Source organism: Flavobacterium davisii, assembly GCF_042182265.1.
Lineage (GTDB): Bacteria > Bacteroidota > Bacteroidia > Flavobacteriales > Flavobacteriaceae > Flavobacterium > Flavobacterium davisii.
The window spans coordinates 1,167,178-1,191,170 of the sequence record NZ_CP097869.1 but is presented as its reverse complement, the minus strand read 5'-3'; the positions used below and the strand labels follow the sequence as shown (position 1 = coordinate 1,191,170).

The 23,993-nt window shown below is 30.3% G+C and carries 20 protein-coding genes; 13 read left to right on the top strand and 7 right to left on the bottom strand.

What is annotated here, in order from left to right; all coding sequences use genetic code 11:
- Positions 1-105 precede the first annotated feature (105 nt).
- From NAB20_RS04915 to NAB20_RS04900, 4 genes are all read left to right on the top strand, one after another.
- Positions 106-888 (top strand): DUF3108 domain-containing protein, encoded by a 783-nt coding sequence (locus tag NAB20_RS04915; protein WP_375605615.1) that lies wholly within the window; start codon positions 106-108, stop codon positions 886-888.
- A gap of 4 nt (positions 889-892) precedes the next feature.
- The gene (locus tag NAB20_RS04910; protein WP_088390690.1) at positions 893-1,816 is read left to right on the top strand and encodes a tryptophan 2,3-dioxygenase family protein; all 924 of its coding nucleotides are present in this window, start codon (positions 893-895) and stop codon (positions 1,814-1,816) included.
- Positions 1,817-1,890: 74 nt separating this feature from the next.
- On the top strand, positions 1,891-3,531 hold the full coding sequence (gene pgi / locus NAB20_RS04905; RefSeq protein WP_127823479.1) for a glucose-6-phosphate isomerase: 1,641 nt from the start codon (positions 1,891-1,893) through the stop codon (positions 3,529-3,531).
- A gap of 175 nt (positions 3,532-3,706) precedes the next feature.
- The gene (locus tag NAB20_RS04900; RefSeq protein WP_105195987.1) at positions 3,707-6,454 is read left to right on the top strand and encodes a TonB-dependent receptor domain-containing protein; all 2,748 of its coding nucleotides are present in this window, start codon (positions 3,707-3,709) and stop codon (positions 6,452-6,454) included.
- A 291-nt stretch (positions 6,455-6,745) separates the two neighbouring features.
- Here the strand turns inward: NAB20_RS04900 and NAB20_RS04895 are convergent, their stop codons facing one another.
- Positions 6,746-7,243, bottom strand: coding sequence for a DUF456 domain-containing protein (locus NAB20_RS04895; RefSeq protein ID WP_375605614.1), 498 nt, complete (start codon positions 7,241-7,243; stop codon positions 6,746-6,748).
- Between the two features lie 56 nt (positions 7,244-7,299).
- Between NAB20_RS04895 and NAB20_RS04890 the strand changes: the two genes are divergently transcribed.
- Positions 7,300-7,776, top strand: a complete 477-nt coding sequence (locus NAB20_RS04890) for a hypothetical protein (RefSeq protein WP_088390698.1) — start codon at positions 7,300-7,302, stop codon at positions 7,774-7,776.
- A gap of 4 nt (positions 7,777-7,780) precedes the next feature.
- Here NAB20_RS04890 and NAB20_RS04885 read toward each other — a convergent pair whose 3' ends face one another.
- Together NAB20_RS04885 and NAB20_RS04880 are read right to left on the bottom strand one after the other, a co-directional pair.
- Entirely contained in the window at positions 7,781-8,890 is a 1,110-nt protein-coding gene (locus NAB20_RS04885) for a glycosyltransferase (RefSeq protein WP_375605613.1), read from the bottom strand.
- On the bottom strand, positions 8,890-9,846 hold the full coding sequence (locus NAB20_RS04880) for a lysylphosphatidylglycerol synthase domain-containing protein (protein ID WP_105195985.1): 957 nt from the start codon (positions 9,844-9,846) through the stop codon (positions 8,890-8,892). Before NAB20_RS04880 ends, NAB20_RS04885 begins: the two co-directional genes overlap by 1 nt.
- A 54-nt stretch (positions 9,847-9,900) precedes the next feature.
- Here NAB20_RS04880 and ruvC point away from each other — a divergent pair, with 54 nt between their 5' ends.
- The 7 genes from ruvC (at position 9,901) to feoB (ending at position 16,286) form a co-directional block, all read left to right on the top strand.
- The gene (ruvC, locus tag NAB20_RS04875; protein WP_088390704.1) at positions 9,901-10,458 is read left to right on the top strand and encodes a crossover junction endodeoxyribonuclease RuvC; all 558 of its coding nucleotides are present in this window, start codon (positions 9,901-9,903) and stop codon (positions 10,456-10,458) included.
- A 59-nt stretch (positions 10,459-10,517) separates the two neighbouring features.
- Entirely contained in the window at positions 10,518-11,675 is a 1,158-nt protein-coding gene (hemW, locus tag NAB20_RS04870; RefSeq protein WP_105195984.1) for a radical SAM family heme chaperone HemW, read from the top strand.
- 153 nt (positions 11,676-11,828) lie between these two features.
- On the top strand, positions 11,829-12,620 hold the full coding sequence (locus tag NAB20_RS04865; protein WP_105195983.1) for a cyclase family protein: 792 nt from the start codon (positions 11,829-11,831) through the stop codon (positions 12,618-12,620).
- A gap of 1 nt (position 12,621) precedes the next feature.
- The gene (locus tag NAB20_RS04860) at positions 12,622-13,026 is read left to right on the top strand and encodes a GNAT family N-acetyltransferase (protein ID WP_088390710.1); all 405 of its coding nucleotides are present in this window, start codon (positions 12,622-12,624) and stop codon (positions 13,024-13,026) included.
- A 10-nt stretch (positions 13,027-13,036) separates the two neighbouring features.
- The gene (locus NAB20_RS04855) at positions 13,037-13,408 is read left to right on the top strand and encodes an MmcQ/YjbR family DNA-binding protein (RefSeq protein ID WP_127823476.1); all 372 of its coding nucleotides are present in this window, start codon (positions 13,037-13,039) and stop codon (positions 13,406-13,408) included.
- A 548-nt stretch (positions 13,409-13,956) separates the two neighbouring features.
- Complete coding sequence (locus NAB20_RS04850; RefSeq protein WP_088390714.1) at positions 13,957-14,193, top strand: FeoA family protein; 237 nt, start codon at positions 13,957-13,959, stop codon at positions 14,191-14,193.
- Positions 14,193-16,286, top strand: coding sequence for a ferrous iron transport protein B (gene feoB, locus NAB20_RS04845; RefSeq protein ID WP_375605612.1), 2,094 nt, complete (start codon positions 14,193-14,195; stop codon positions 16,284-16,286). Before NAB20_RS04850 ends, feoB begins: the two co-directional genes overlap by 1 nt.
- A gap of 333 nt (positions 16,287-16,619) precedes the next feature.
- On the opposite strand, the gene NAB20_RS04840 is transcribed toward feoB, so the two are convergent.
- The 3 genes from NAB20_RS04840 to NAB20_RS04830 are packed head-to-tail and all read right to left on the bottom strand — an operon-like array spanning position 16,620 to position 19,561.
- Complete coding sequence (locus NAB20_RS04840; RefSeq protein WP_375605611.1) at positions 16,620-17,030, bottom strand: hypothetical protein; 411 nt, start codon at positions 17,028-17,030, stop codon at positions 16,620-16,622.
- A complete protein-coding gene (locus NAB20_RS04835; protein ID WP_105195978.1) occupies positions 17,031-18,905 on the bottom strand; it encodes an Nramp family divalent metal transporter in 1,875 nt (624 codons plus the stop codon).
- A gap of 2 nt (positions 18,906-18,907) precedes the next feature.
- Positions 18,908-19,561 carry a metal-dependent transcriptional regulator gene (locus tag NAB20_RS04830; RefSeq protein WP_105195977.1) on the bottom strand — a complete coding sequence of 218 codons (654 nt, stop codon included), beginning with the start codon at positions 19,559-19,561 and terminating at the stop codon, positions 18,908-18,910.
- A 93-nt stretch (positions 19,562-19,654) separates the two neighbouring features.
- Between NAB20_RS04830 and NAB20_RS04825 the strand changes: the two genes are divergently transcribed.
- Positions 19,655-21,916 (top strand): TonB-dependent receptor domain-containing protein, encoded by a 2,262-nt coding sequence (locus NAB20_RS04825; RefSeq protein ID WP_375605610.1) that lies wholly within the window; start codon positions 19,655-19,657, stop codon positions 21,914-21,916.
- Positions 21,917-22,516: 600 nt separating this feature from the next.
- On the opposite strand, the gene NAB20_RS04820 is transcribed toward NAB20_RS04825, so the two are convergent.
- Positions 22,517-23,905, bottom strand: a complete 1,389-nt coding sequence (locus NAB20_RS04820) for a dipeptidase (RefSeq protein ID WP_105195976.1) — start codon at positions 23,903-23,905, stop codon at positions 22,517-22,519.
- Between the last annotated feature and the right edge of the window lie 88 nt (positions 23,906-23,993).

The following is a 23,993-nucleotide window of genomic DNA, read 5'->3' as shown; positions in this document are numbered from 1 at the left end:
TAATAACATAAAAACTCAGTCATTTTCTGATTGGGTTTTTTTGTTTTTTATTACTTTTGGAATAAAAATTGTAATGTTTGATATCCAAACTATCAATATATAAAAATGAAAAGAAAACTTCTACTATTCATAGCCGTTTTAGGTTTATCATCATTTCAGATTGCAGAACAAAAAAATGAAGCTTTCGGAGTAGGTGAATGGTTAAAATACAGAATTCACTACGGTATAGTAAATGCGGGCTACGCAACGTTAGAATTAAAAGATGCGATTAGAAATAATCGAAAATGCTTTTACGCTGTAGGACATGGATATACAACAGGAATGTCCCGTTTCTTTTTTAAAGTTGAAGACCATTATCAAAGCATTTTCGACCAAGAAACAAACAAACCTTATCAATATCTTCGAAAAATTGATGAAGGAGGATACACTAAAGATCAAGAGGGATTTTTTAATCAAGCTAAAAATTCGATTTTGGTTAAAGATTATAAAAATAAAACAGAAAAAAGTTTATCCGTTACAGAAAATGTACAAGATATCGTTTCATCATTTTATTATTTAAGAAATCATCCTAAAGCGAGTGGACTAGCAGTAGGTGAATCAATCATTATTGATATGTTTTTTGATGATGAAGTTTACAAATTTAAAATGCGTTTTCTAGGTCGAGAAACTATTAGCACAAAATTCGGAGAAGTTAAAACATTAATATTCAGACCACTTGTTCAACACGGTAGAGTTTTCAAGGAAGAAGAAAGCCTAACCGTATGGGTAAGCGATGACGAAAACAAAATACCACTACGAATCAAAGCTAGTTTAGCAGTAGGCTCTTTAAAAGCAGATTTAGATAATTTTAGAGGACTTAAAAACCCTTTTTTAATTGTAAAAAATTAATAAAATGAATGATTATTCTAACTTAGTAGATAAAATTGATCAAAAATACCAATCTTTAGATCAAAAAACAGAAGCCTATTTAGAAGGGCTTCTTTGGTCTAAACCCATTACATACTGGGATTACATACAAACAGACACGCTTTTAAGTCTTCAAAATCAGAGAACTGTATTTCCAGATGAAAATGTATTTATCATGTATCATCAAGTAAACGAACTTTTGTTTAAAATGATCTTATGGGAAATAAAACAGGTTTCGTATGCAGAAAAACTAACAACTCATTTTTTTACAGATAGACTTATGCGTATTAGTCGTTATTTTGACATGCTAACTACCTCTTTTACTATAATGGGAGAAGGCATGGAGGTAGAACAATACATGAAATTTCGCCATACGCTTACCCCTGCAAGCGGTTTTCAAAGCGCTCAATATCGTATGATTGAGTTTTGCTCGACTGATTTAATTAATCTCATTGATTACCGCTATAGATCAACTATTGACAGAAATACTTCTTATACTCATGCTTTTGAACATTTGTATTGGCAAGCTGCTGGCAAAAACTATGAAACAGGTAAAAAATCCTATTTCTTAGAACAGTTTGAAGAAAAATATAAAAAAGAATTCCTTCAAATCATGGAGGAATATAACACTATAAATTTATGGCGTAAGTTCAAACAATTACCCACTGAAGACCAAGAAAACACGAAACTAATTCAAGCCATGCGCCATTACGATTATACCGTAAACATTACTTGGGTAATGGGACATTATCGTGCAGCTCAAAAATACATAGATAACGGCAAAGGCAATGGCGAAGCAACAGGAGGAAGCGATTGGAAAAAATATATGCACCCACGCTACCAACGCCGTATATTTTTCCCCGAATTATGGTCTGAAGAAGAACTAAAAAACTGGGGAGAACACGTATAGTAAATACGTTCAAAAAACCTACACCAAACTAAACTCAATATTTACAATCTCTGAATATAATTTAACTCTTCAATATGAATTTCCCTTCCGTAAACCCTACTAAAACAACTGCTTGGAATAAATTAAAAAAACATTTTACCGAAATACAAGACATTTCTATGCAAGAAATGTTTAGAAATGACACAAAAAGAGCAGAAAAATTCCATGTTGAATGGAATCATTTTCTCTTAGATTATTCAAAAAACAGAATTAACGAAACGACATTATCATTATTAATAGAATTAGCAGAAGAATGCTTATTAAAAGAAGCGATAACCTTACAATTTTCTGGAAGTAAAATAAACAAAACTGAAAACCGAGCAGTATTACATACTGCTCTAAGAGCACCTAAAACAGCCGAACTACATTTAGATAATACAAATATCATTCAAGATATATGGGAGGTAAAAGAAAAGATAAAACAATTTTCTGAGGAAATTATTCTTGGAAAAAGAAAAGGATATAGCGGTAAGCCTTTTACAGACATCGTAAATATAGGCATTGGAGGTTCTGATTTGGGACCTGCTATGGTAACGGAAGCCCTATCCTATTACCAAAATCATCTTAAAATTCATTTTATTTCTAATATTGATGGAGACCATTCCTTTGAAATCTTAAAAAACTTAAATCCTGAAACCACTTTATTTATCGTTGTTTCAAAGACATTTACAACACAAGAAACTCTTGCCAATGCTTTTATTGCTAAAAAATGGTTATTAGCACATACTGATGAACAATTTATAAAGAATCATTTTGTCGCAGTTTCAACGGAAATAAAAAAGACAGTAGAATTTGGAATAGATACTAATAATATTTTTCCCATTTGGGATTGGGTAGGAGGTCGTTTTTCATTATGGGGAGCTGTCGGTCTTTCTATTGCCTTATCTATAGGATACGAACAATACGAACAATTATTGTCTGGAGCTTACAAAATGGATCAGCATTTTAAAGATACCCCATTAAATAAAAACATTCCCGTTATTATGGGACTTTTAAGTATTTGGTACAACAATTTCTTTAATGCAGAAACAGAAGCTATTATTCCCTATACGCAATATTTACAAAAATTTGCTCCTTACCTTCAACAAGGTATTATGGAAAGTAATGGAAAAAAAGTAAGTCGTTTAGGTGTTCCTGTAGATTATCAAACAGGTACTATTATTTGGGGAGAACCAGGAACAAATTCTCAACACGCTTTCTTCCAACTTATACACCAAGGCACTAAATTAATCCCTACCGACTTTATAGGATTTAAAAAATCATTACATGGTAATGTAGCGCATCATCAAAAACTCATGGCTAATTTTTTTGCTCAAACGGAAGCATTATTAAATGGAAAGAATGAAAAACAAGTAATAAGTGAACTTGAAAAACGAAATCTAGATAAAGTCAAACAACAAGAATTACTACCATATAAAATATTTGACGGAAACAAACCAACTAATACTCTTTTAATAAACCAACTTACACCCGAAACATTAGGAAGTTTAATTGCATTATATGAACACAAAATATATGTACAAGGAGTCATCTGGAACATTTTTAGTTATGATCAATGGGGAGTAGAATTAGGTAAAGAACTAGCCCATAAAATTTTAGAAGAATTTAACACACCTCATTTTGAATCACACGATTCTTCCACCCTATTCCTGTTAAATAAATTTATAAAGGAATAAGTTTTTGCAAAAAAAAAACAAAAAACAGAGTTGAATGTGATTTTATAAACAAAAAAAATCACATTCAACCTATAGTTGTGTTAAAGTTTTTTTAAAAATTAACATTGCCTTAACATTACCTCATTAAATATGTTTGAATTTTGTACCATCACTTTTAAATCTAAAAACACAACAAATGAAGAACATGAAAAATTGGTTTTTGGCAACTATGATGTTAGCTTGTGCTTCCTTTTTTGCACAAAATAAGATCATGGGAACGATCCAAGATGAAACAGGTGCACTACCTGGTGCAAATGTGGCTCTTGAAGGAACGAGGCAAAATGTATCATCAGCTTTTGATGGTGGGTTTTTAATAGAAACTAAAAACACAAAAGGAAATTTATTAATTACTTATTTAGGTTTTGAACCCAAAAGAGTCGCTTTTACCGTTTCTAATGGAAAAGCAGATCTAGGCATTATAGTATTAAAAGATAAAGGAAATGTATTAGGAGAAGTTGTCATTAAATCTACTGTAGTAGATATTGCAAAAGATCGTAAAACTCCTGTAGCCGTTTCAACAATTAAAGCATCTGAAATCAGAGAAAAATTAGGAACAAAGGAATTTCCTGAAATATTAGCAACTACTCCATCTGTATACGCAACAAAGTCGGGAGGGGGATTTGGTGATTCGCGTGTTAACATTCGTGGTTTTGATCAAAAAAATATTGCCGTTATGATAAATGGTGTACCAGTAAACGATATGGAGAATGGTTTAGTTTTCTGGAGTAACTGGGCTGGTTTATCAGATGTAACAACTGCTATGCAAGTACAAAGAGGATTAGGATCTTCAAAATTAGCAATATCTTCTGTAGGAGGAACAATTAATGTTGTTACTCGAACAGCAGACGCTAAAAAAGGAGGTAGTTTATCAGCAACCATTGCAAATAATGACCATATAAAAACATTGGCATCATATTCAACAGGTAAACTCGAAAACGGGCTATCTGCTTCTTTCTTATTAAGTAGTACACAAGGAAATGGATATGCTAATGGGACTAAGTATTTTGGGCAAAGTTATTTCATTGGTTTGGGATATGATATTAATGAAAAACACAATTTACAATTTACATTCACAGGTGCTCCACAATGGCATAACCAAAGAAGTTTTGCAAATACTATTGCTGATTATATTAAATATGGTTCAAATGGAGAACCTAATATAAAATACAATTCAGATTGGGGTTATTTGAATGGACAAGAATATTCTTGGGTTACTAACTACTATCACAAACCTGTAGCTTCCCTTAATTATGATATTAAATTTAGCGATAAAGTAAAATTATCTTCTGTTTTTTACGGTTCTTGGGGACGTGGGGCAGGTTCAGGCTTTACAGGCAAAACACCTACAACATTTAAGACCGCTAGTGGATTAGTTCCGTTTAATGACTTCGTAGCTTTCAATAGAGGAGAGTATGTAGCATCTAAAGGAGAATCTGTAACTCCAATAACAGGACCCCAAATTTCACCCAATTCAAATGGTTTATATCTAACAGATAGAGCCACAGGCTTTACTAAAAGAGCTAATATAAATTCACACGACTGGTATGGTGCTATTATAAACTTAAATACTAAGTTAAGTAAAACATTAACTTTAGATTTTGGTATAGATGCAAGAACTTATATAGGCTACCATTTCAGAAATTTGGTTGATTTATTAGGAGCAGATGGTTTTAAAGATAATAGAGATATAAACAATCCTAATAGAGTTTTATATCAGACATACTCAGCAAAGCCTTCATTTAACCCTTGGAGCAATGTAAAAGACCAAGAAAGAATTGAATATAATAATGATGGACATGTTAGATGGTATGGTGCATTTACACAATTAGAATATTCAACAGATAAGTTAACAGCTTTTTTTCAAGGAGCAGTATCACAACAAGGATTTAAACGCGTAGATACATTTACATACAAAGTATCAGATCCTTTATATTCAACAGATTACAAAAATATAATAGGCGGAAATATAAAAGGAGGACTAAATTATAATATTAACGAAAAAATGAATATTTTCGTTAATGGAGGTTATTACTCAAAACAACCTTTTTACAACGCTGTTTACCCTAACAACCTTTCTATAGTAGCAGGAAATCTTACAAATGAAAAAATACTAGGATTAGAAGGTGGATATGGTTTTAAATCTTCTATTTTTAATGCTAATTTAAATGTATACTATACTAGTTGGAAAGATCGCTTCCAAAGACAATTAGATTTTGATGTTGCAAATGTAGGAGGCTACTATAACTTCAGCGGTATTCAACAAGTACACAAAGGTATTGAGTTAGAGACAAGCATAAAACCGATTGACAATTTAACAATTAACCTAATGGGTTCTATCGGTGATTGGAGATATAAAAACAATGCTACAAGTGATCGTTTTGATGCTAACAATAATCAAATTACAGGAGGAAAACCAGAAACGTTGTATTTAGACAACCTGAAAGTAGGTGATGTAGCTCAAACTACAGCTAGTGCAGGTGCAACTTATGAAATTCTAAAAGGACTAAAAGTTGATGCTACCTATTTATACACAGACAAACTATATGCTGCTATAAACACTCAAAATTTCACATCTGCTAACAATAAAGGCGCATTACAATTACCTAGTTATGGTTTATTAGATGCTGGTTTTTCGTTTAAAACATATAGAGTAAAAGATAGTAACGACTATTTTAACTTTAGAGTGAATATAAATAATGTCTTAAATACTGTTTATATTTCTGAATCTAGAACTAATATTTTTGCAGATGATCAAGTAGCTAATGCTCCAGCTGGTACAACTTATGCAAATTCAAACCGTTTGTACAAAGGAATAGCTAATGCCAATCAAGTATTCTTTGGTTTTGGTAGAACGTGGAACTTTACGTTTTCCTATAACTTCTAATACACTATATATCTTATAAAAATAAGCCCCCGCCTTTCTTAATTATTGAGAACAATAAATAAGAAAGGCGGTTTTTTTATTATTAGTATTATATTTCACTTATAACTTTAGCATCAAACCCAGATTTCATATAGACTTCGTTATAAAACAAAATATACCAATAAGTTCAAGTGTTCATGAAAAATAGGTTAAATCCTGGTTGTAATATACATTCATAGCACAGATCCATTCTATATTTGGTAAATACTCTAGGTGAAATAATTTCTATATCTAAACATCCTTTACGTTCTGCTATATTAATTGGTCTTTATAACCCCAAAAGATATAAACAAATAAACCTAAATAAGCAATACAAACAAATAGTTTAATTAGTGTAGAAGTAACAAAACCAACAAATGCACCTAATGCAGCTTTAAATGCTCTTTTATGATTTTGAGAATCAAAAAACAATTCACCCAAGTAAGCTCCTACAAAAGGCCCTACTAAAAAACCAATAGGAGGAATAAAAAGACCAACAATTAGCCCAATATTTGTTCCCAAAACACCATATTTAGATCCGCCAAAACGTTTTGTTCCTTGTGCTGGAATTAAATAATCAAAAATGATAACAATTATAGTGACTAACAGACTTATTCCTAAAATCCAATAATTAAAAGGAATAGCTTTGGTAAGATACAAAAATAACAATCCAACCCAGCTCAAACTTGGCCCAGGTAACGCAGGCAAAACGCTTCCTATAATCCCTATTAAAACACATAAAAAACCAATAATTACCAATGCTAAATCCATAAAATATTTTATTATTTTTGTCCTATAAATGTAAAAACTAAAAAGAATTTGACATAATGAACCTTATAAAAAATAATTTATTAGTATTGATCGCTTCATTTTCTGTAGTGAGCTGTCAATATTTTGAAAAAAAAGAACCAAACAAAGAAGATCTTTTAAAAAAAGAATTGAGTAAAATAAATTGGTATACAGTAGATGAATATCCTTCTATAATGGAATGTGAATCTATAGCAGATAAAGAATTAAGAAAAGAATGCTTTTTTCAAACATTAACCAAAAATATTTATGAAAAAATAACAACCGATACTGTTAAAACATTATTACCCAGACTAGATTCTTTAAAAATACGGGTTGTAATTTATCCTAATTCAAAAGTAGATTTTTCGACAATATTACCATCTAGTGCGGTGGATCCTGAATACACAGATAGTATTTTACGCTCTAAATTGGTTCATTTTCCTGTAATTGAACCTGCTATAAAAAGAGGAATGAAAGTAAAATCAGAATTTTTCATCCCAATTAAATTAAAATAGTTTTTTACTTCATAAAGGTTCTTCCTTTCCAACTATATTGACCAAATAAGGAATAAATTACAACGAATGAACTAAAAAAAGCGTAAATAAAAATAGAAAGAATTAAAAACCTTAATGGTTTTTCAAAATATTGAGAAGATATTCTAAATAAAACATAATCAACTAAAGACTTAATGGCTAAAACCATAATTAAGAGTTTACCTCCAAAACCAAAAAAAAGAGAACTACAAACGAGTAATATAAGAACAAAATTCATCAAAAAAACAGAAAGTCCTAATTGTTTACTATAAATAGATTGATAATTTCCTGTCTTACTTGCCCATCTGACCCGTTGATAAAATAATCTTTTAAAGGTAGGTTCCGTTTTTGTATAAACGGTGGCTTTTTTATTTTTAAGAAAATAAACTCTTTTTAAATCTTTTTTTATTGCTTTCTGAAGTAAAAAAACATCGTCGCCACTAGCAATTTTTTCATTTCCTTCAAAACCTTTTAAATCCTCAAAAAAAGATTTTAGATAACAAAAATTAGCCCCATTACACATAAAAGCTTGACTATTCCCAAAACTACCTATAGTAGTACCTTGTAAACTTAACAAATCTAGATACTGAAAATTTTGTAAAAAATTTTTAATAGGATTAAATAAGACACCTGATGCTACCATTTTAGGTTTATTTTCCTGAATAAAAGCATCATAAATAGTTAACCATTCCTTATTCACTATACAATCTGCATCCGTGGTGATAATCCAATCATTTTGAGCTATAGCAATAGCTGTATTAATAGCGTCTTTTTTAGGAGCATCAGATTTTCGAATAGTATCTATCAAAACTATTTTATAATTATAATCTAACACCTCAAATTTAACATCTGAATCATCGTCTACCAAAATAACTTCAAATAAATAACTCGGATAATTTATTTTTTTAAAGGAAGCTAGCAGATTGGGTAAGTTTTCATTCTCATTTCGAAAAGGAACAATTATTGAAAATGTAGTTTTAGGATCGACTTGCTTATATGAAAATTTTTTAACCTTAGTAAAACCAACGCATAACCAAAAAATATTGATGCTATAGCCAACTAAAATTAAATAAATTATCAATACAAAAACATCCATTATTGTTCTTGTTTATTTGATTTTATCAATTTAAAATTTAGCACAAAATAACTTCCTATAACTACAGGTAAAACAGTATTTAAAATCCACATTAAACTACTAATAAAAAGAACAATCCATTCATTCACTTTTAATAACCCAAAGAAAAAAACAGCTACACTTCCCTTTATCGCAAAATCCAAAAATTGAAAGGAAGGCAATGATGATGCTAAAAAATATACCGATGTAATTACACTCATCAGAAGTAAGTAAGGTAAATCAACCCCAAAAAATAAAAACAAAAAATAATATTGATGAGAAAATGTTAAATAGCGCAAAAAACCCAAAAACACATTTTTTTGGTGTATCTTTTTAGGAATTGTATTGATTTTATACACCAGTCCTTCTATAGAATATTTTCCTATTTTAATCTTTTTTAAGAATATAATTGTTAGTATTAAAAAGATAGAAAAACCTAAAATAGCAAAAATCATTTTAGAACTTATGACTTCAAAATGCGCATTAAAATACAACAATCCCAGTATGCCAAAAAATACGGTTAAGATTAACTGAACACCATTACAAATAAGATTTAAAAAAATAACCTTGGAAGTTTGACTCTTCTGAAAAAACAAAGCTTTACCTGCATATTCTCCTATTCCGTTAGGTGTAAACAAAGCTAAAGTTAAGGCCCCTAAAACCTGTTTTGTAGATTCAACTAATGAAATAGTCTTTATCTCTTGAACTAAATTTTGCCATTTTAAAATTTCGATAAACCGGTTTAAAACAGATAAAAATAAGATAAAAACAATCGTATACCAAGGTTGTTTTGATAAAATTTGATTTTTAAAACGATTAAAATCTACAGCGGATTGAGTTGACAACTTTTCATATATAAAATAAAAAGCTCCTCCTACAACAATTAGTTTAAGAAGAAGTGTCAAGAATTGTTTAGATTTGTTGGGTATTTTTTGCATTGGAGCAAAGTAACAAAACTTTGAACTTGAAACTTAAAACTTGAAATAAAAAATTTGACAAACGAAAGAATAATTTTAGGTATTGATCCGGGAACTACTATTATGGGATTTGGATTAATTAAAGTCGTAAATAAAAAAATGGAATTTATTCAATTAAATGAATTACTATTAAACAAGTATGATAATCATTATTTAAAACTCCAAAAAATTTTTGAACGGACTATAGAATTAATAGACACGTATCATCCTGATGAAATTGCCATTGAAGCCCCTTTTTTTGGCAAAAATGTACAATCAATGCTAAAATTAGGACGTGCACAAGGAGTCGCTATGGCAGCGGGCTTATCACGCCAGATACCTATAACGGAATATGAACCTAAAAAAATAAAAATGGCAATTACAGGAAATGGTAATGCCAGTAAAGAACAAGTAGCTAAAATGCTTCAACAGCTTTTAAAATTAAAAGAACTTCCTAAAAATTTAGATTCTACAGATGGTTTAGCCGCCGCAGTATGCCATTTTTTTAACTCTGGAAAAATTGAATTGGGCAAAAGTTATTCTGGTTGGGAAGCATTTGTAAAGCAAAATGAAGAAAGAATAAAAAATAAATAATTTTAGATCGTTTTTCAAACTAATTAACTGTTAATTAAAGTTTTCCTACAATTAAAAATATGTCCGGAATTTACATTCATATACCATTCTGCAAACAAGCATGTCATTATTGTGATTTTCATTTTTCAACTTCATTTAAAAAAAAGGACGAAATGATTGAAGCATTAGTAAAGGAAATCGTCATGCGAAAAATAGAATTTAGAAATGAGGTAGTGGAAACCATTTATTTTGGAGGTGGAACTCCTTCTGTATTAGCAATTAAGGATATACAGCTTTTGATTAATGAAGTTTACAAAAATTATAAAGTTGCTAATAATCCAGAAATCACCTTAGAAGCTAATCCTGATGATTTAGAAAGAAGTCATTTATTTCAGGATTTAAAATCCGTTGGGATCAACCGTCTTTCTATTGGTATACAGTCCTTTCATGAAGCAGATTTACAACTAATGAATCGTGCACATAACGCACATCAAGCAAAAAAAAGTTTAAAATTGGCCACCCAATATTTTGATAATATTTCAGTCGATCTAATATATGGAATTCCAGGGTTAACAAATAAAATGTGGTTAGACAATATTCAAGTCTTATTAGATCTAAATATTCCTCATATTTCCAGTTATGCTTTAACTGTTGAATCCAAAACCGCTTTACAAAAATTTATCCAAGCTGGTAAAATTTCATCTCCAGACGAAGAAATTGCTCACGAACAGTTTTTGTTACTTGTTGACACTTTAGAAAAAAAAGGTTTTATACATTATGAATTATCCAATTTTGGAAAAGAAAATTATTTTTCTAGAAATAATTCAGCCTATTGGTTAGGAAAAAAATACCTAGGCATAGGCCCTTCTGCTCATAGCTATAACGGAATTAATCGAAGTTGGAATATAACCAATAATTCACTATACATAAAATCGTTACAAGAAAACAAATTACCAACGGAAATAGAAACTCTTACGTTAACAGATCGTTACAATGAGTATGTAATGACAGGATTACGAACTGTTTGGGGCGTTTCTTTAGAACGAATTAGAAAAGAATTTGGAAATAACTATTTTGAATATCTAATAAAAAATGTACAACCATTCCTAAATAATGAACAATTGATATTAAAAGACAATATCTTAAAAACCACACGCAAAGGAAAATTCTTTTGTGATGGCATAGCAAGTGATTTATTTTTTTTAAATTTGAATAACCACGAGGGACATCTAAAATGAAATTATAAGAAAAGTAGTACTAATTAATTTGTCGCCTTACTTCAGGAAGGATTGTATTATTTAGGACTATGCCATTTTTCCCCTTGATTGAAATGACAAAATTAAGATCTTTTTCAATAGCTTTTGTGTAATTTTTGTGCGTTTTATACTAAAATGATTTTAAAAGTAGACCATCTTATTTTCGACTTATCAAAACCCTTTGATATTTCGATCCCATTAAGTAATACCGAGAAAAATCCAATTGCTTGGTACATAGAAAAACCAATAATAGAACCCGTTCGCTTTGATGAGTGGGTTGGTAAAGTCTCCGAGGGCAGTTCAGTTAATTTTAATTCCATCCTTTTCAACCCCCACGGACATGGTACTCATACGGAATGCTTAGGACATATCACAAGAAATTTTTACAGTATTAATGACTGTTTAAAAGAATTTTTCTTTATAGCCAAAGTAATTACAATACAGCCTGAACCAATGGATGAAGATTTTATTATTACAAAAAAAAGAGTAGAAGACAAACTCATAACTTTAAGTGAAAAAGAAAAAGCTTTTCATCCTTTTCAAGCACTAATAATACGTACTATCCCTAATAATAAAGATAAAAAATCAAAAAAGTACTCAAACACAAATCCTCCTTATCTAACGGAAGAAACGGCGGTTTATTTACGAGAAATAGGCATTAAACACCTGTTAATTGATTTACCTAGTATAGATAGAGAAAATGATGAAGGCAAGTTATTAGCTCATAAAGCATTTTGGAATGTAAAAAATATAAATCAATTAAATCCTGATGCTCGTATGGATTGTACAATTACCGAAATGATTTTTGTTGATAATATAATTACCGATGGTACCTACTTGCTAAATTTACAAATAGCTTCTTTTGAAAATGATGCAAGCCCTAGTAAGCCCATTTTGTATGCTAAAAACCATCCCAAAACACGCTAAAATGTTAGTAGAAGTTTCAACCGATAAATCCAGATTAGACATCTCTTTTATTCACCATTTCTTAAAAGACATTTATTGGTCTGCACCTCGAACGATAGAAGAAGTACAAAAAGCAATAGACTCTTCCGTATGTTTTGGTTTGTATCGCAAAGAAGAACAAATTGGTTTTGCTAGAGTAATCACAGATTATGTGATTTTTGCTTATGTAATGGATGTTTTTATAAACGAAGATTATCGAGGAAACGGATACTCTTCAATATTAATAAAAAGAATGTTAGAAGATCCCCGTTTACAAGAAGTTAAAATTTGGCGTTTAGCAACCCGAGATGCGCACTTTTTATATGAAAAATTTGGTTTTAAAAAACTTGCTTATCCTGAACGAATGATGGAAAAAATAATTCAATAAATGATACAAAATGAATATAGAACAACTTTATGATTTTTGCTTATCCAAAAAAGGCGTTACTGAGCATTTCCCCTTTGACCAAGATATTTTAGTTTTTAAAGTAGGAGGCAAAATATTTTGTTTAACTTCTTTAAACGAGTGGGAAAAAGGAAGCCCTTCTCTAAATCTAAAATGTGATCCTGAAAAAGCACAACAATTACGCGTAGAATATAATGCTATACGACCAGGTTATCACATGAATAAAAAACACTGGAATACCATTAAATATAAAGACGATGTTTCTGATAAGATGATAGTAGAATTAATTAATCATTCCTATGATTTAGTATTTAAAAGCTTAACTCAAAAAATACAATTAGAAATATCTCATATAAAATCTTAATTTATATCAAATAAGCTATTCAAAATATATTCGGGAATCTGAATTGGATATCAGGATCATAATTTTGAACCAGTTAATCCTAACTTTTTTAAAATATGACATTTCACCTATTTCGTACTTATAAAAGATAAACTTGATTCAATTGGCATCAATATAAAAAAGGATTCATTTCATTTCGTGCTTCAAACTTTGTGATAAAACAAACATCAAATTACGGCAGTTATCCCCCATCTGCTAGAAAAATTTTTTGTGCATATTCATTTACTTCACCTTTCATCTTTACCTCGAAGTCAAATGCAGAATTTAGGATATGTTCAAGTACTCACGGAAAATTTTAGAAGAAGAAATAAAGAACTATTTTGATGATTAAAAGGGCATACCTACTTGATTTTTTTTTAAAAAAAGTAAAATAAATTTGCTTCGCCAATTCACCTCGTTCGAGTCTAATAGAGAATTGGGATTTAAATTACAATCATCCAATCAATTTATAGTCTATTCATCAATATATTTTCCTATTTTTGTAATCTTAATTCAATCTAAATAAACAAGTGAAGATTAACTTATCCCAATTAACGGAAGGTCAAAAGGCAAAAATCGACGATTTTGATATTGACAGTATACCTTTAAAATTATTAGAAATGGGATGTCTTCCTGGTAATGAAGTTCAATTATTACAAGTAGCTCCTCTGGGTGATCCATTATATCTATTAGTTAATGATTCTCATTTAGCTATCCGAAAAGAAACAGCTGATGCTATTCAAGTAACCCTTTTTGATATTGATTAATGAAAGTTGGTAATATTAACATTGCATTAATTGGTAATCCCAATGTGGGAAAAACTTCTGTTTTTAATCAACTTACAGGATTAAATCAACAAGTTGGAAATTACCCAGGAATTACTGTTGAAAAAAAAGTAGGCATATCTAAATTAGCCTCTAATCTAAAAGCTACAATACTCGATTTACCTGGAACCTATAGTTTAAATGCAAGTTCATTAGACGAAAATGTGGTAATTGAATTACTTTTAAACAAAAATGACAAAGACTATCCTGATGTAGCAATAGTAGTAACAGATGTCGAAAATTTAAAACGAAATTTACTACTTTTTACCCAAATAAAAGATTTAGAAATTCCAACTATTTTGGTCATCAATATGGCAGATAGAATGTCATACAAAGGGATTTCATTGGATATTCCTTATCTAGAAAAAACACTCAAAACCAAAATTGCTTTGGTAAGTTCACGAAAAGGAGAAGGAATAGACACGCTGAAAAATTTAATTATTAATTATAAAAACCTACCAATTGAACCTTGTTTAAACGCTTCTGAAATTGATTTAGAGTATTTTAACGATCTACAAAAGGCCTTTCCGAATCAATTATTATACAAACTATGGTTAGTAATTACACAAGATATAAACTTTATTAACTTAGATCGTAAAGAACTGCCCGATCCTTCATTTACTAAATCAAAAGATCAATTAAAACGTCTTCAACACAAAGAAACGATTAAACGTTATCAATTCATTAATCAAACGCTCAAAATAGGACAAAAGATTGATATTAATCAAGCCAAAGATTTACGTAGCCATCTAGATCGTATTTTAATGCATAAAGTTTGGGGATATTTTATTTTCTTTTTTATCCTAATGCTCATTTTTCAATCTATTTTTGATTGGGCAAGTATTCCTATGGATTTTATAGATAATAGTTTTACTTCTTTGGCTGGTTGGGTAGCAACTAAAATACCAGCAGGTATTTTAACAGATTTAATTACACAAGGCATTATACCAGGAATAGGAGGTATTATTATTTTTATTCCACAAATCGCCTTTCTATTCATGTTTATCTCTATTTTAGAAGAAAGTGGCTATATGAGTCGAGTCGTGTTTATAATGGACAAATTAATGCGTCGATTTGGACTTTCTGGCAAAAGTGTAGTTCCTTTGATTTCTGGTACTGCTTGTGCAATTCCTGCTATCATGGCTACACGAAATATTGAAAATTGGAAAGAACGTTTAATATCTATATTAGTAACACCTTTTACAACCTGCTCAGCAAGGCTACCTGTATATGCTATCATTATTTCCATAATAGTCCCTAATCAGCGCATTTTGTATATTTTTAACATGCAAGGATTGGCTCTAATGGCTATGTATCTAATTGGTTTTTTAATGGCTCTCATTTCTGCTTGGATTTTGCATAAATCATTACACATCCGTTCTAATTCTTATTTTGTTATTGAAATGCCCAATTACAAATTACCTATGTTTAAAAATGTGGGAATTAATGTAATTGAAAAAACAAAATCTTTTGTTTTGGGTGCTGGTAAAATTATTTTGGCATTATCTATTATTTTGTGGTTTTTAGCTTCCTATGGTCCTGGAGAAAACTTTAAGAATGCTGAAAAAATCATAACAGAACAATCTAAATCAACTAAGGATTTAGGAAATCGGATAGCTTCCTATAAACTTGAAAATTCATACATTGGTAAAATAGGTAAAGGAATAGAACCCATAATTAAACCATTAGGTTATGACTGGAAAATAGGAATTGCCATTGTTTCTTCGTTTGCAGCGCGTGAAGTCTTTGTAGGCACTCTTGCTACCATTTATAGCATTGAAGACTCCGAAGATCAGGAAGCTACCGTTAAAAACCGTTTAGCTAAAGAAATAAATCCTCATACAGGAGAAAAATTATTTAATACCGCTACTGGCGTTTCTTTGTTATTGTTTTATGCCTTTGCTATGCAATGTATAAGCACACTGGCTATTACAAAAAAAGAGACAAATAGTTGGACATGGCCTATAATACAATTACTCTTCATGTCTGGATTTGCCTATTTAGTTTCCTTTATTGCATATCAAGTTTTAAAATAGCAGATCATATAACTTTTTATTCAACTCAGGTTACAGGATAGAATACCATGACGATTAAAAAAGTAAAGAAGTAAAAATACAAGGAAATTTTACTCATCAAAATAATACTATCCTATTTTGATGGGTAAAATATGAATACACTCTTTAATAGAAAAAACAAATAGATTTCTAATACTGAATTGAGTAAATCAGTAAAACATGTTTTAAACCCAGAATTATGATACAAGAAATAATTGCTTTTTTGCTACTTATTTTAGCTGTAAGTTACTTATACAAAAAATTCTTTGGCAAAAAAAAACCAAAGAATTCATGTGATACTAATTGTAATTGCCACTAATACCCTAATAGTATAGTATAATCCGTTGAACGAATTTGTTTGCCATCTCCTTTTTTAGCTGGTAAAACACTTATGGTTTGTAAAATCTTCTCAGATTTAGGCAAATGGGAACGAAACCATTCTAAAATTTCTTCTTGTTCGTTTGCTCTTACAATAAATTGTTTTTCTTCTTTTATTTGCCCATCTTCACAATACGCAAGTTGTATTGTTACTTCTCCTTCCCAAATACATTTTACTCCCTCTGGGCATCTAGAATCATTAAAAACCTTTTGTAACACAATTTTTTTTCCTTTTGTACCCTCAATTTTTTGATCTATTTGAGAAATAGAACGATTGCTTCCGCAACTAACAAAAAGGATTGTAAACAGTAATAGGTTAAAAGTCTTTTTCATAAGAATTATATTCATTTATTCCTTTTTAACAATATACAAAGGGATTGATATCGCATGTCTTAACTTATCAACTGTTGTGCCAAAAAGCATATCCTTATATCCCGTATGTCCATGCGTTCCCATTACTAAAATATCAAATTTATTTGTATTAATAATGTTAGCTATGGCTTTTGTAGGTTTACCAAATCCGAGTTGCCATTCTACCATATATCCCAACTCTATCAAATGATCTTGATACTTATTTAATAATTTCTTATCCATTTTTGTTTCCTGATCTTTTATGTACTGCCCATAAAAAATAGCGCCTACACTTTCTACAATATGTATCAAGGTATAATTAGCTTCCTTTCCTCCTAACTCAATAGCGTGCTTTACAGCTAGCTCATCTGCATTTGAAAAATCTAATGCAATGGCAATATTTTTTCTACTAATGGCATTTGTTGTATTAAGTTTAAGAACACTATTCTGATGAGTCGTATGTTTATACTCATTAAACGTAGGTTTAAAAAAAGGTTTAAATATGATATATAAAAGCAGTACACCAAAACCTATACTAATAGGCACCACAGTTAACCATAGGCTAATTGCATTATTGTACATTTCAAGTACATTTTGTATTTCTCCAAAAACCAATTTCACATTTAAACTTACGATAATTAAAGCAATAATCCATGCCACAACTTGTGTAAACTTATTTATTTCAAAACCATTCATTTTAGCTGGATCACTCACAAAATGAATTAAAGGAATGATTGCAAAACCTAATTGCATACTCAGAATGACTTGACTAAAAATAAGCATCTTTCCTGTTACATCTTCACCAAACATGGTAATGATAATAACAGCAGGTACTATAGCTATTAATCGAGTTAAAATACGCCTTACCCATGGTTGGATACGTAAATTTAGATAGCCTTCCATTACAATTTGTCCCGCTAATGTACCCGTAATAGTTGAACTTTGCCCCGCTGCTATTAGAGCGATAGCAAATAATGAAGCAGCCCATTTTGTACCTAACATCGGTGCTAACAATTGGTGTGCATCTTGTATTTCCGCTACTTCATAAAGTCCATTCTTATAAAATGTAGCTGCTGCTAGAATTAAGATAGCTGCATTAACAAAAAAAGCTAAATTTAGCGCAATAGTAGAATCTATAATATTATACCTAATAGCTTGTTTAATACCCGCTTTAGTTCGTTCAAATTTACGTGTTTGTACTAAAGAAGAATGAAGATATAAATTATGAGGCATAACTGTAGCTCCTATTATTCCTATTGCTATGTACAAAGCTGTTTGATTTGAAATGGACGGAATGAGTCCACTAACAACTTTAGTCATTTCGGGTTCAGCAAACATCATTTCAAAAACAAAACAAGCTCCAATAATGGCAACTAATGTTATAACAAAAGCTTCCATTTTTCTAATTCCTTTATTAATTAAAAAAAGTAATAAGAAGGTATCTAAAACAGTAATCATTACACCTTGCAGCAAAGGCATTCCGAATAGCAAATTAATACCTATGGCCATTCCTAAAACTTCTGCTAAATCGCAAGCTGCAATGGCTATTTCAGCTAATATATATAAAAACAAGTTTACAAGAGGCGAGTACGTTTCACGAGAAGCCTGTGCTAAATCACGCTGCGTTACAATACCTAATCTAGCACTAAGACTTTGTAATAACAAAGCCATTATGTTACTCATAAGTAAGACCCATAATAAACTATACCCAAATTGGCTTCCTCCTGCTAAATCCGTAGCCCAATTACCTGGATCCATATATCCAACACTAATTAAATAGGCAGGACCTAAAAAAGCTAAAGTACGTCTAAACCAGGATGTCTTGTTTTGTGTTGACACGCTTTCATGTACTTCTTCTAATGATTTACTCATGATTATTTTAATTTAATAAATAAATTTTCTGCAATTTTATTGGAAATCATTAAATCTCGATTATCTATTTTAATATAAAGGGAGGCATCAAATTCCTCTTTACTTATTATACTAATTGTAGAACCTAATGATATATTTTGCTTATCCAAATATTGTAAAAATTCAGTTGATGAATTTTTAACCCCTACAAAAAGATAATCAATCATTAATTCTGCTTCGCTAAGAAGTAATTTAGGAATCCATTTTATCTCTCCATTTTTATTAGGTATAGGATCTCCATGTGGATCAAAGGTTGGAAAATCTAAAAATTCATCCAATTTATCCGTTAGTTTTTCAGATTTTATATGTTCTAATTCCTCTGCTAATTCATGAACTTCATCCCATGCAAAACCTAATTTATTTACCAAAAAAACCTCCCACAATCGGTGTTTTCTAATAATCATCTTAGCTGTATATAAACCTTTATCAGTTAGAGTAACTCCTTGGTATTTCTGATAATCTACTAATTCTTTTTCCGCTAATTTTTTTAACATATCCGTTACAGAAGAAGCTTTGGTTTCCATCATAAAGGCTATAGCATTCGTATTAACTCCTTTATGCGAAGCTCCGTTTAAATGATATATTACTTTTAGATAATTCTCTTCAGAATGAGTCATTTGTATTTCTTTTACACAAATATAAGTATAAGTTTTGTTTTAAAATAATAAAATTTTTAGTTTTGTCTAAAAATAATTTTAAATAAAAATAAAATGAGATTTATATATGTATTAATTTTTCTCTCTCATTCTATAACCTCTCTTTCTCAAATTCATATAGAAGGAATTGTTCGAACGGAAGACAATATTCCATTGCCTTATATGGAAATACTAATAAATAAAGCGGGATTAACAAAAACAGATTCTCTTGGCTATTTTAAATCTCCTTTATTAGAAAAAGGTCTCTATGAAATAGAAATTACAGAAAAAGGCTTTCAAAAATTTAACAAGAAAATTTATTTAAAAGACAACAACCCTACTCAATTAACCATTTCTTTAATCTCTAAAAAAGAAAAACACAATGATTTAGACGAAATTGTTATAACAGGCACTTTAAAACCCGTAAGTCGATTAGAAAGCGCAGTTCCTGTTGAAGTATTTAAGCCTACTTTTTTTAAAAAAAATCCTGTTTCTAATATTTTTGAAGGATTACAGAACATAAATGGTGTTCGTCCTCAACTAAACTGTAACGTTTGTAATACTGGAGACATCCACATCAATGGATTAGAAGGACCTTACACATTGGTATTGATAGACGGGATGCCTATTGTCAGCGGACTTTCAACCGTATACGGACTTTCTGGTATACCTAATTCATTAACTGAACGCATAGAAATTATAAAAGGCCCTGCTTCTTCTTTATATGGTAGCGAAGCCATAGGAGGATTAATTAATATCATTACTAAAAACCCAAAAAATGTTTCCAAATTATCTTTCGATGGATTTTCTACTAGTTGGGGTGAAGCCAATTTAGACTTAGGTTTTAAATTTAATTTTAAAAACACGGCTGTATTAACAGGAATCAATTATTTTAATTATTCTAATCCAATAGACAACAATAAAGATAACTTTACAGATGTTACCTTACAAGATCGCATATCAGTCTTTCAAAAATGGAATTTCAATAGAACGTCAAAAAAAGTTTTTTCTATTGCTGGACGTTATTTTTATGAAGATCGATGGGGCGGACAAATGCAATGGAACAAATCTTTTAGAGGAGGCAATCAAGTATACGGCGAAAGTATTTACACAAAACGTTATGAAATATTAGGGCTATACGAACTCCCTATAAATGAAAAAATGAAAATAAATTTTTCCTATACTAATCACAATCAAAACGCAGCTTATGGTACCACAATCTATTTAGCTCAACAAAACATTGGATTCGGACAATTTACATGGGATAAAAACATTAAAAAACACGATTTCCTTTTCGGATTTGCTACACGCTATCAATTTTACGATGACAATACAGTTGTAACCCATCTAGCAGATAAAAACTGGATTTTAAGTACTTTTTTACAAGATGAAATAAAACTTAATAAGCAACATAATATATTATTAGGCATACGATATGATTTTAACAAAAATCATGGAAATATCTTTACACCTAGAGCGGCATACAAATGGAAAATAAACAATAATACCATAACAAGGCTTAATATGGGAACTGGTTTTAGAGTTGTAAATTTATTTGCCGAAGAACATTCTGCTCTAACAGGCGCAAGAGAAATAATCATCGTAGGCAACCTAAAACCTGAACAATCATACAACGCCAATATTAATGTTTTACATAAATGGTATTTAACAAATGGAAGCTTCATCAGCTGGGAAAATACCATTTGGTACACCTATTTCACTAATACCATTTTACCTGATTACGAAACCAATACAAATGCTATTATTTATAAAAATTTAAATGGTTTTGCCGAATCAAAAGGAATAAGCTCCAACTTTGATCTAATTTTAGGCAATGGATTAAAAGCTAGTATAGGTGCTACTTTTATGGATGTATCTAAAAATACAGATGGAATACAAACAAAACCATTATTAACAGAACGGTTTTCAGGAACATGGTCTTTATCATATACCATTCCAAAATGGTCTTTATCATTTGATTACACAGGAAATCTATATGGCCCTATGAAATTGCCTCTATTAGGCAATGCTGATCCAAGAAAACCATATTCATCAACATATAGCATTCAAAATATTCAATGCACGATTAATAAATTTAAAAATAGTGAAATTTATTTAGGAATTAAAAACTTCTTAAATTGGACTCCTAACAAAGGGAATCCTTTTATTATTGCACGTTCAGATGATCCTTTTGACAAAAATGTACAATACGACAAAGGAGGCAATATAATAGCAACTCCTGACAACCCATACGCACTTACATTTGACCCTACTTATGTATATGGTCCTAATCAAGGAATTAGAAGCTTTATAGGAATCCGATATTTCATGAATTAAGGAAAAAATCTTAAACCTAGATTACGCAATAGATTTTGTGATGAAGATAAAAAGAATAAAAAAAAATAAAATAAACGTTTTTTTCGTACTAGATGTATACATTTAAATGACAATAGCTTAATGCACCTCTATTACTTTTCCCTTTCACTAAAATAACAATCTTTTAGGTTAATCCAATTTTTTAAAAACACATATTTTTTAATTGAAATCCTTTTTTATTTATAACAAAATTTCAAAGTTTAATCTAAATTAAATCAATATAATCTATTTCTCAATTTAAAAAATTATTATCTAAAAAAGTCCGTTTTTGAATAAAATTACTTCAAAAACGGACTTTAAATTTAAAGAATCTAGATTTTAAAATAGTTACAATCTAATCTTTTATATATCTTTTTCAATACCAAAGAGACTATCCTGCATTATTCACTTTACAAAGCACTAGGAGAATTTCAGCTATTTAAATAGCTTAAAACTTTTTTAACAAACTGTAAAATAGTCTTTTGCTCTACATTCCATTTGTTTTTGATCCACAGTCTTATTATGCAGTCCAAAAAAACTAAAATCTAGAATTGGGTTTCAATCAAAAAAGTTGCAACGACTTTATTTATTTAATTCTGTGAAATATTTATAAAATAAAGGAATCGTTTCAATACCTTTTAAATAATTAAAAATACCATAATGTTCGTTAGGTGAATGAATAGCATCGCTATCTAACCCAAATCCCATCATTATAGTTTTAGATTTTAATTCTTTTTCAAATAAGGCTACAATAGGAATACTACCTCCCGATCGAACAGGAATAGGTTCAACTCCAAATGAATCATTGTAAGCTTTAGCAGCTGCTTGATAACCTATACTATCAATTGGCGTTACATAACCTTGTCCACCATGATGTGGCGTAACTTTAACTTTTACCGCTTTTGGAGCAATACTTTCAAAATGTGTTTGGAATAATTGTGTTATTTCTTCCCAATCTTGATTAGGCACTAAACGCATAGAAATTTTTGCATAGGCTTTACTTGCGATAACGGTTTTAGCACCTTCGCCTGTATAACCACCCCAAATACCATTTACATCCAAAGTAGGACGAATCGAATTACGTTCGTTAGTCGTATATCCTAATTCACCATATTCTTCCGCAATATCTAAAGCTTTATTATAAGCTTGTTGACTAAAAGGACGTTTTGCCATTTGGGTTCTTTCTTCATTTGAAAGTTCTTCCACTTTATCGTAAAAACCAGGTATTGTAATATGATTGTTTTCATCATGCAAAGAGGCAATCATTTTGGTTAAAACATTAATAGGATTAGCAACTGCTCCCCCATATAAACCAGAATGCAAATCGCGGTTTGGTCCAGTTACTTCTACCTCTACATAACTCAACCCTCTCAATCCTGTTGTAATAGAAGGTTGTTCATTAGAAATCATACCTGTATCTGAAATCAAAATTACATCATTAGCTAATTTATCTTGGTTTCTTTCGACAAACCAACCCAAACTTTTAGAACCTACCTCCTCTTCACCTTCTATCATAAACTTTACATTACAAGGCAAACAGTTATTTTGAATCATATATTCAAAAGCTTTCACGTGCATATACATTTGCCCTTTATCATCGCAAGCACCGCGAGCAAAGATGGCGCCTTCAGGATGTAGTGCTGTTTTCTTGATTACAGGCTCAAAAGGAGGAGAATCCCATAGTTCAATAGGATCCGCAGGTTGTACATCATAATGACCGTATACTAAAACCGTAGGTAAATTTTTGTCTATAATTTTTTCACCATATACAATTGGATAGCCTGGTGTTTCACAAAGTTCAACAAAATCGCATCCTGCTTCTTCCAAACTCTTTTTTACCGCATCCGCCGTATCCATTACATCCTGTGCGTATGCGCTATCAGCACTTACTGAAGGTATTTTTAATAATTCAATTAATTCGTTAATAAAACGTTCTTTATTATTTTGAACGTATTGTTTAATATTTTCCATTTTTAGTCCATATAGTAAAAGTCAAATATACAAATTGCTTGATCAAAACAATCTAATGATGTTTTTAAAATTTAGTTTTTAAAAAAAA